Annotated in this window: 8 protein-coding genes, 1 tRNA gene and 1 pseudogene; 4 read left to right on the top strand and 6 right to left on the bottom strand. The window is 55.8% G+C overall.

Translation table 11 applies throughout. The features are described 5' to 3' along the window. Positions 1-674 (top strand): TIGR03936 family radical SAM-associated protein (locus V6C16_RS04720; protein WP_333542825.1); only part of this gene is annotated, 674 nt, incomplete at its 5' end. 79 nt (positions 675-753) lie between these two features. Further along, positions 754-984, top strand: a complete 231-nt coding sequence (locus V6C16_RS04725) for a hypothetical protein (protein ID WP_333535958.1) — start codon at positions 754-756, stop codon at positions 982-984. A gap of 181 nt (positions 985-1,165) precedes the next feature. Here V6C16_RS04725 and V6C16_RS04730 read toward each other — a convergent pair. From V6C16_RS04730 to V6C16_RS04745, 4 genes and pseudogenes are all read right to left on the bottom strand, one after another. Then, positions 1,166-1,399 (bottom strand): annotated as a pseudogene (locus V6C16_RS04730) (GNAT family N-acetyltransferase); the annotation flags it as partial. A gap of 36 nt (positions 1,400-1,435) precedes the next feature. Next, entirely contained in the window at positions 1,436-1,624 is a 189-nt protein-coding gene (locus tag V6C16_RS04735) for a hypothetical protein (RefSeq protein ID WP_333535959.1), read from the bottom strand. Between the two features lie 120 nt (positions 1,625-1,744). Beyond that, the gene (locus tag V6C16_RS04740) at positions 1,745-2,221 is read right to left on the bottom strand and encodes a chemotaxis protein CheW (protein WP_333535960.1); all 477 of its coding nucleotides are present in this window, start codon (positions 2,219-2,221) and stop codon (positions 1,745-1,747) included. A gap of 134 nt (positions 2,222-2,355) precedes the next feature. After that, entirely contained in the window at positions 2,356-4,302 is a 1,947-nt protein-coding gene (locus tag V6C16_RS04745) for a cytochrome c biogenesis protein CcdA (RefSeq protein WP_442886181.1), read from the bottom strand. Between the two features lie 153 nt (positions 4,303-4,455). On the opposite strand from V6C16_RS04745, the gene V6C16_RS04750 reads away from it, so the two are divergent. Further along, positions 4,456-4,531 (top strand) — tRNA-Lys (locus tag V6C16_RS04750). Between the two features lie 1,116 nt (positions 4,532-5,647). On the opposite strand, the gene hslU is transcribed toward V6C16_RS04750, so the two are convergent. Then, positions 5,648-6,961, bottom strand: a complete 1,314-nt coding sequence (hslU, locus tag V6C16_RS04755; RefSeq protein WP_333535962.1) for an ATP-dependent protease ATPase subunit HslU — start codon at positions 6,959-6,961, stop codon at positions 5,648-5,650. A gap of 696 nt (positions 6,962-7,657) precedes the next feature. Here hslU and tpx point away from each other — a divergent pair. Beyond that, positions 7,658-8,161 carry a thiol peroxidase gene (tpx, locus tag V6C16_RS04760; RefSeq protein ID WP_333535964.1) on the top strand — a complete coding sequence of 168 codons (504 nt, stop codon included), beginning with the start codon at positions 7,658-7,660 and terminating at the stop codon, positions 8,159-8,161. A gap of 91 nt (positions 8,162-8,252) precedes the next feature. Here tpx and V6C16_RS04765 read toward each other — a convergent pair whose 3' ends face one another. Continuing rightward, on the bottom strand, positions 8,253-9,119 hold the full coding sequence (locus V6C16_RS04765) for a metal ABC transporter permease (protein WP_333535966.1): 867 nt from the start codon (positions 9,117-9,119) through the stop codon (positions 8,253-8,255). Positions 9,120-9,241: the final 122 nt, after the last annotated feature.

Consider the following 9,241-nt stretch of genomic DNA (forward strand, 5'->3'; position numbering starts at 1 on the left):
ACCGTGTCTGGCACAGCAAGGCCCGGGGCAGCGCCTATCTGAGCCAGCTGGAACTGCAGGCCGTTCTGGAACGTGCCATGCGCCGGGCCGCACTGCCGCTTGCCTTTTCACAGGGCTTTCACCCCATGCCTCTCATGTCATTCGGCCGGGCCTTGCCCGTGGGTGTTGAAAGCCGGGCCGAATGGTTTGCCCTGACCCTGCACAGGACAATGCCCGTGGAGGAGGTGGCAGCCCGCCTGAACCCCCTGTTGCCGCCCGGCATGGAAATACTTCGTGTAGACACCGTGGAAGACAAGAACCGCCGCACAGAACAGGCCCTTGCCGAAGCTTTCAGCCTGAGCCTGCCCACGCCCGAAGAAAACAGCCGTGCTGCGCAGTGCTTTGCAGACTTTGCCGCCCTGCCCGAGATGCTCTACACCAGAGACACAAAAAAAGGCCCACGCACGGCCAACATCAGGGCCATGCTGCGCCAATGGGAAGCCCGCGCCAGTGAGCAGACGGCAAATGCCATTGAGACCGTGACATTTGTGGCTGACTGGGATAGTGGTTATTTGTCGCCTCTACTGTTCAGTCTGGCAGTTTTGCAGCCCCTGGGAACGCCCGAATTTCTGCGGCCCAGACTGCGGCTGATGAAAACCGCGCAGATCTTTGCCGATGCGCGGCAATACCCGTAAACTGCACCGGCAATGGCTCCGGCCTTGCAGCGCCTTTTGACGTTTGATCCTGTTTTTGCCCTCACATGGGAGAAATATTATGGCATCCTGTATCCCTTTTGCTGACGAAGAACCCTTTACCGAGCGCGTCAAAACTCTTGCTGATGACGAACTGCTGGAAATCTGGGAAGAAACACAGCAGATCGAAAACATGCTCAGTGCCGAGCTTAATGCCGATTTTTCCATAGCGCCGGATTACGAAAAAGTCATTGTGGAGGAATTACGCCTGCGCCACAGCCGTCGCATCAACGCCAGTCACGCGCCAAAATAGACTACGAGTCGTGTCAAGACAACGCGACAGAAAGAATCAGAGCGTTTTTTTAGAGCAATTTCTCTTTGAAATTGCTCTGGCGGATGCGGGAGCAAACGCCCGCCGCGGAGGAGCAAGCGCAGCTTATCCGCGCGGGTAAACGCCGGAGCGGGCGTCCAGGGAGCATTGAGAATGGATATTCTCAATGCAAAGATGCTCTGAGATAGATCATGTCAGTCAGCACAACACCATTTTCTACAATGGGATGGCGGTAGTTGCTGACAAAGAAGTCCTTCAGGCGGTGCGAGTATCTGAAGCCGCACCGCCTGTAGAAAGCAAGTGTTCGCGGATTTTCACCAGTACCCACAAGCATGTCCGTGCCTTTGCCCCTGTAGCGTGCGCACACATGCTTCACCATCAGGCTTCCGTAGCCTTGCCCCTGATACCTGGCGCCGTAGCCAGGTTTTTTATTTCAAAGACTCCCCTGCCTCCATCTGTCACTACGCACACGCACTTTGGACGTCCCCGTGGCGTCATAAAGCACAAAAAGCTCTCCACGCGCAAGATAACGGTCAATCATGTCTTCCTGCTCGTCACCAAGCAGCAGAAGTTCAAGAAAGTCTTTTTTATTCTCGCTGACCGTTACAATCGAAACATGCATAGCTGGCTCCACAAACGCGGCGGCCCGTGCGGAGCAGCGCCGCACGGCGCTGCATGAAAAAAGGGCAGGAGCCTCAGCCCCCGCCCTATGGTATTTGCATGATTTTTCCGGACAGTGCGGCTACATGCCGCCGAGCATGTCCATATCGTCATTGGAAAGCAGTTTGTCGAGGTCAAGCATGATGAGCAGGCGGTCCTGCAGCTTGCCCACGCCACTGATGTAGTCCGAGTCCACCCCGGCCACCACGGGCGGCGGCGGCTCCACCGTGCTGGCGGGAATGCGCAGCACTTCGGAAACGGCATCGACCACAAAACCCACGATAATATTGTTAATTTCAATAACAATGATCCGCGTGTTCTTGTCGTGCGTTTTGGACGCAAGCCCGAAACGCCGCCGCAGATCAATGATGGGAATAACCTTGCCGCGCAAATTGATGACGCCTTCCACAAATTCGGGAGCGCGGGGTACTTTGGTAATTTCCATAGTGCGGATAATTTCCTGCACCTTCAGGATGTTTACCCCAAACTCCTCTTCACCGATGCTGAACGTCACCAGTTGCAGAAGTTCGTCTTCCTGCTTTTTCTGATTCAAATCCATGTGCGCTCCTTGTTGCAACCAGCAGCCCAACCTATTCAAAGGCCGAGGTGATTACCACCGGCCCATGCCTTTTTACATACTATGCCTTATCGACTGATTGGTAAAGCACCATAGGCCAGATGAAAAAATTTCCATTATTTCCCGAACGCTTCACCCAAGGCCCGTTCCAGAGTTTCGCCCCCGTAGACATCACGGAGCACCAGAGGTGCCGTGGAGTCCTTTCCGGCAGGAAAAAGCGCCGTGAGCGGAATGCTTTTACTGCCAAGGGCCTCCAGAAGCCGCACAGCATAGGCATTGGCATTGGTCAGATCCACCCGCACAAGCTCCATGCCGTAGCGGGCCTGCAGGCGACGCAGACGTTCGTCCGTCAATACCGTAGCCTCCATAAATTTGCAGTTCGGGCACCAGTCGGCGGTAAACTCCAGCAGCATGGGCTTATGGCCCAGGGTCGCTTCAAAGGTCTGCGGATTAAATTCCCGCCACTGCGCCAGAGGCGCCGCAGGCCGCAGCACCCAGACGATGGAAGCCAGCAGCAGGCCCAGCGAGACAAGCCCTACGATACGACGGCGCAGGGGCGGCGCCGAGATGCCGCAAAACTGCCCCCACAGCCACGCGCACAGAGCCACGACCAGCAGAACGCTCAGCACCTGCATATGTTTTTCCACAGGCAGGATGGAGAGCAGATACAGAGCCGTACCCAGCAGGAAAAAACCCACAACCCGCTCAAAGACGTGCATCCACGCGCCGGGTTTGGGCAGAATTCGCGCCAGAACAGGCCAGATACTGAACAAAACGTATGGCAGGGCCATACCAAGGCCGACAGCCCAAAAAACCACCACAACCACGATGAGAGGCTGTGTAAAGGCCCAGCCCAGCACGCCGCCCAAAAGAGGGCCACTGCACGGCGTAGCCAGAAATGTGGACACAAGCCCGGTAAAATATGCCTGAAGGCAGGGGTTTTTGGTATTTGCCCCGGTTTTCAGATCTATGACAGGCAGGGTAAAAACGCCGAGCATGGAAAGACCCATAAGAAATACCAGCAGCAGCATGACCAGCAACACAGGCTGGCTCTGATACAGTTGCCCCCACATCAGGTCAGCAAGCCCGAGCACGAGGGCCAGAGCGCTGAACAGCGTCATGACCCCTGCGGCAAAGCAGATGTTATGCCGTCTGAAGTTTTTCAACCCCTCCTTGTCGTACCCCCCCACCATAAGAAGACCGCTGACCTTGAATGTAAGCACGGGCAGCACGCAGGGCATGGCATTGAGCAGCAGGCCGGCCAGAATGCCGAACAGCAGGGCTTTGCCAAGCCCTGCTATTTCAGCGGATTCATCCACATAGCGGGGTGTCAGGCTTACAAAGCCGTCAGGAGGCGGCAGGGCTTTTTGCCCTTTTTCTTCTTCAAGCTTTTTTTCGTCCGCAGGGGCATCGGTTCCGTTTTGGGCCGCAAGCCAGCGGGCGATGCCTTCAGACTTTCCGCCGGAAGCCGCATTGCCCTGCCCTTCTGCCGATGCCTGATCAGAACCGGCAGATTGGGAAGAACCTGCGCTGAAAGCGGGCAACACCTGGGCGCTTTCACCTTCAAAAAGCCTGGGAGGATGCTTTTTCAGTTCACGCCAGCGGGCCGCCCAGGGCATGTCCACAAGCGGCAGATCCGCCCTGGGAACCACGCCCTGAAACTGCTGATTGACGGGCATGCAGTTGCGCGTCGAACAAAGCAGCATGCTTACATCGGCCGTGTAGGGCTTGCCCGCATCGGCTGCGGGCAGAAGCACATAAAGCGTCACCTCGCCCTCATAAACAAAAATGGTGGCCGAAGGGTCGTAAAAATCCCGCTGCACAGCGCCTTCAGGATACCACACCGGCTGGGCCGGACCGCCGTCAACGCTGAAGCTCAACGTTGTGGGACGGCCCGCATCGCCAGGATCATGAGCATAGGCATGAACGTCCTTTGGCAGGGTCAGGTGCAAGGCTCCTACCAAATTGCCGCCTTCCGCTGCGGTTTCAAAACGGCCCGAAAGGCTTTCAGCCTCTGCACGGGAGAAAAAAACAAAAAGAAACAAGCTGATACACAGGGGCATCAGCCACAAAGCAACAGAAAGCCTGTTTGCCCTGATTTTTTTTATCAGAAAAAAAACCTTTAATTCCACAATATTAACTCTTTCTTTTCATTTTTATTTCAAAATTGCTTGACAGTTGGCACCCATAAGCGTAAACCCCTTTTCACACAACGCGGGTCATTAGCTCAATTGGTAGAGCAGCTGACTCTTAATCAGTTGGTTCGGGGTTCGAGTCCCTGATGGCCCACCAGAGAGAACAAGAGGTTACGGAGAAATCTGTAACCTCTTTTTCGTTGCGCTTTTTTGTCCTCATACTGTCCCCACTTCATATTTTTCGGCTTTTTCTCTTCCCCTTTATACTGCTTGAAAGACCAAACCGTCAAAGGGGCAATGCGTCATAAAGGAAGTCAAAAACGTCTATTGGGCTTACCGTGCACATGATGAAAAAACCCTGCCCACAGGTCTTGCGGCCCATTTTGAGACCCCATTCCGCTGACCGCACAGTGCTGGGTATCCATGCTGACGCAAGGATAAAAAGACGTGTCGATGGGATGGCGCTGGCTTTTAGGTTCGCTGGCCGTACGGGCAGAATGAGGCACATCGGCGGCACATCGGCGGCACATCGGCGGCACATCGGCGGCACATCATGGAAGACGCGGGCAGAACCTTAAATAACCCGCCAAAGGCATTATCTTGCGTCTACACTGTTATATTATATTTTATGGCAAGGATACATTGAATATTAATTAACAATTGATAAATTGCGAAATGGGTACGGCTTTTTTCCCAGGCTATCACGTCACGCCTGGCATTTCTCAAAGGCAGAGGCGCAGCGACATATTACGAGTTTTTTTGACGTTTACCGCTTATCAGCAGTTTTTATTCCATAATGATGAGGTTCATGCTCCGCTGAAGGGCCTGCTACGCCGGAAAAATAGACTTCCAACCGAGCTCATCCCTTGAACTTCCCTGCGCAGGCGCAGCCTGCATACGGTGCGCGACCGCCATAGGCAAAAAACCAGAAACCGGCCATGACAGCCGGTTTCTGGTTTTCATACATAAAAATCATTGGAGCAGAACAGAATCAGATCACGATCATTCGCAAAGCCGCAAGCTCTTTACCTGGGCGCAGGCGCAAAGCGCCTTCAAGCATTGCCCGGCAGTGATTTTTCTGAAAATCCCTGCAGAGCCGTTAAGGTATTTCATCCGTAAACGGTTCTAGAGCAATTTCACTTTGAAATTGCTCTGGCGACTGCGCGAGCAGACGCCCGCCGCGAAGGCGTAAGCGCAATTTATTTGCGCGGTTAAACGCCGAAGCGAGCGTGTTTTAAACTTTGAAAATGTATATTTTCAAAGTTAATCTGCTCTAGAGAATATATTGCGTCAAATCCTGATCGCGGCGCACATCCTGCAGGTGTTCGGCCACATACGCCTTGTTGACCACCACCTGTGCACCCGGCATATCCGGAGCGTCAAACGAAATGTCGGACAGAATTTTTTCCATAATGGTATACAGGCGGCGCGCGCCGATATTCTCAGTGCGCGAATTGATATCTTCCGCAAAGGCGGCGATCTCTTCCAGACCGTCCACGGTAAAGCTCAGGCGTATCTGTTCTGTGCCGAGCAAGGCTTCATACTGTTTGGTAAGCGCATTGTCAGGCTCGGTCAGGATGCGCAGGAACTCCTCGCGGCCCAGGGCCTGAAGCTCCACGCGCAGCGGAAAGCGCCCCTGCAGCTCGGGAATCATGTCTGACGGCTTGCTGAAATGAAACGCCCCGGCAGCGATGAAAAGAATGTGGTCGGTACGCACCATGCCGTACTTGGTGTTCACCGAGCTGCCTTCCACTATGGGCAAAAGGTCGCGCTGCACGCCCTCGCGCGAAATATCCGAGGTGCGGTTTTGTGAAGAGCTGGCGATCTTGTCTATTTCGTCAATAAAGATGATGCCTGTCTGCTCCACCCTTTCCTTGGCGCGTTCGTTGAGAGCCTCCTGATCCACCAGCTTGCCGGACTCTTCCTGAATCAGCACATTGAAGGCATCGCGGATTTTCATTTTACGGCGACTGTGCTTGGGAGGAAAAGCCTTGCTGAACATGTCCTTGACCTGCCCGCCCATCTGTTCCATGCCGGGGATGGCGAAAATATCCACGCCACCGCCGCCCTGCTCTGTCACCTCCATTTCCACCTCGCGCTCGTCCAGAAAGCCCAGACGAAACTGCTGCAAAAGCTTTTCACGGGTGGAAGCGCGGTCTTCCTGACCAAAGGAACTGGGCAGCAGAAGGTCCATCAGGCGCGATTCCGCAGCGGCCTCGGCGGCCTTGCGCACACGGGCGTTTTCCTCATCGCGCACAAGGTTGATGCCGATCTCCATAAGATCGCGCACCATAGACTCCACATCGCGCCCCACATAGCCCACTTCGGTAAACTTGGTGGCTTCAACCTTGACGAAAGGCGCACCGGAAAGACGGGCCAGACGCCGCGCAATCTCGGTCTTGCCCACGCCGGTGGGTCCCATCATGATGATGTTTTTCGGTGAAACTTCATCACGCAGATCTGTCGGCAAATGCTGCCTGCGCCAACGGTTACGCACGGCTACGGCCACCATGCGCTTGGCCTGCTCCTGCCCCACCACAAATTTATCCAGTTCGGCCACAATCTCACGCGGTGTCAAAGTGCTCATCAATCGCTCCTGATTTTGGGCAAGCCAGCAAAAAACGGCGGTTAGCCCGGCGGCTTCAAGCCCCCCGCCGTAAAGGCCCAAAGCTCCCATACGCGGCATAACGCATATACGGGCATTCCAACGGCCGCGCTGGCATATGGCCGCCAAAAAACGCAAGCCCCATTGCTTGCGAGGCATAAACAAAACGGCAAGACAGCCCCATGTGAAAGACCGGAAGCGGCTTGAGCCGGATTCTGGGCAGACACCCATGCGAGTATCCTTGATGGCGGCTGCACTGTCTGTAAATATAGGCACTGCCGACGTGATGGCAATGGCGACGCGCAAATTTACCGAGTGTCAACCGCGTGTTTTGACTGAAACTTGCCCGGCAGTATAAAATGACGGATACTGGCCCTGCACCGGACGCAACGTTTTGGGGCAGATCAACGCCGCGAATGCGCATTCTCAACGTTTACGGCGCGCTCGCTCCGGCGCCTGGCCGCACAGGCAGCTTGCGATTGCACCTTTGCGACGAGCGACCGCTCACGCAGCCGCCAGAGCAATTTCAAAGCAACGTTGCTTCAGGCATGACCGGCTAACTTGCGGCGTGCCTCAGAATGAGCTGCTACAGCCCGGAGCCTTGTTAAGAATAATTATTGACTGGCAAATTTTCCTGTAGCACATTGGTTCTACTAACAAGGACACAAGGAGTTACGCATGAATACAGTTACCTTCAAGGGTACCCCCCTGCATCTGGTCGGCAATCGGCCTGCCGTTGGACAGAAAGCCCCGGACTTTACCCTGACCGCCAACGACCTCAGCCCGCGCAGCCTCAAGGACTATGCCGGTAAGGTGCTTGTTCTGGTCAGCGTGCCTTCCCTTGATACTCCCGTATGCGACATGGAAGTGCGCCGCTTCAACAAAGAAGCCGCTGCCCTTTCCGACAAGGTGCGCATTGTGGCCGTAAGCTGCGACCTGCCCTTTGCCCAGGCCCGCTGGTGCGGCACCGCTGGCGTACAGGCGGTTGAAACCCTTTCTGACTACAAAGAAACAAGCTTTGGCAAAAACTACGGCCTGCTCATTGATGAGCTGCGCCTGCTGGCCCGCGCCATCGTGGTTGTGACCCCGGACGGTTCCGTAGCCTACACCCAGCTTGTCCCCGAAGTTTCCAGCGAACCTGACTATGACGCCGCGCTGGCGGCCATCAAGAAACTGGCCTGACGCGCGGGGCGTTCCCTTCCTCGCCCGGCGCATGAATAAAGCCTCCCCCGCTTCTCGGCAGGGGAGGCTTTTGATTCAGGGACTCTGTGAATCAGTCACTCTTTCTGCTGCCGCGCAGCCCCGCCACAAGCGCGCTTACGGCAAACCAGCAGCAGGCCACAAGAATAACCGTGGCCCCGCTGGCTGTCGCCATCCACTCCTGTGCCGAAAGAATCAGGCCGGTAAAAGCCGAACTCAGCCCCACCAGCAAGGCCCACCAGAACATGCCGCCCGCCGTGCGGGCCAGATTTCTGGCCGTGGCCGCAGGCACGATAAGCAAAGCCGTGACAAGCAGCACCCCCACGGCCCACACAGAAAACATCACCACCAATGCCAGCAGGGCGGCAAAAGCATATTGCCACAGCGCCACACGCACCCCGTGTACACGGGCCATTACCGGATTAAGGGCAATGTAAAGCAGCTTGTTATAGCCAACAGCCTGAAAAAGCAGCATGAACAAAAAAAGCGCAAGCAGAAAGCCTGTTTCGCCTTCTGTTATGGTGAGAATGTCGCCATACAAAAAACGCTGCATGTCACGGGCCACACCGGGAGCGCGACTGACCACGGCAAGGCCGAAGGCCACCACGGCAGAAAACACTATGCCGATGACCGTGTCTGAAGAAAGGCTGGTCCGTCGGCGCACGGCCATAATGCCAAGCCCCACCAGCAGACCGAAAAGCGGCATGGAGATGCGCGGGTCCACTGCCAGGATCAGCCCCAGGGCCACACCGGCAAAGGCGGAATGCCCGATGGCGTCGGAAAAAAACGCCATGCGAAAGCTGATGACCTCCACACCAAGCACCGAAGCCATCGGCGCCAGCAACAAAAGGCCAAACAGGGCCTGCTGCATGAAGCGCAACTCCAGGCAGTCAAAGGGCAGGCGGCCCAAAAGATCATATGCCCATGCAAGCTCAGGCATGGTCGCCCTCCCTTGCGGTACGGACACTGCCCTCTGCCACGGCGTCAGGCGGCACATGCATTGCCGCGGAAGCTTGAGGTGGCTGATGCGCCGCCTCGCGGAGTTTTACGCTGGCGTACTCC

The sequence above is a fragment of the Desulfovibrio sp. 1188_IL3213 genome (genome assembly GCF_036763145.1).
In the GTDB taxonomy this organism is placed as follows: domain Bacteria; phylum Desulfobacterota; class Desulfovibrionia; order Desulfovibrionales; family Desulfovibrionaceae; genus Desulfovibrio.

Coding starts and splice junctions, on each gene's coding strand:
- hslU (WP_333535962.1), bottom strand. CDS start 6,961: ATGAGCACTTTGACACCGCGTGAGATTGTGGCCGAACTGGATAAATTT.
- V6C16_RS04765 (WP_333535966.1), bottom strand. CDS start 9,119: ATGCCTGAGCTTGCATGGGCATATGATCTTTTGGGCCGCCTGCCCTTT.
- V6C16_RS04735 (WP_333535959.1), bottom strand. CDS start 1,624: ATGCATGTTTCGATTGTAACGGTCAGCGAGAATAAAAAAGACTTTCTT.
- V6C16_RS04725 (WP_333535958.1), top strand. CDS start 754: ATGGCATCCTGTATCCCTTTTGCTGACGAAGAACCCTTTACCGAGCGC.
- tpx (WP_333535964.1), top strand. CDS start 7,658: ATGAATACAGTTACCTTCAAGGGTACCCCCCTGCATCTGGTCGGCAAT.
- V6C16_RS04740 (WP_333535960.1), bottom strand. CDS start 2,221: ATGGATTTGAATCAGAAAAAGCAGGAAGACGAACTTCTGCAACTGGTG.
- V6C16_RS04745 (WP_442886181.1), bottom strand. CDS start 4,302: ATGCCCCTGTGTATCAGCTTGTTTCTTTTTGTTTTTTTCTCCCGTGCA.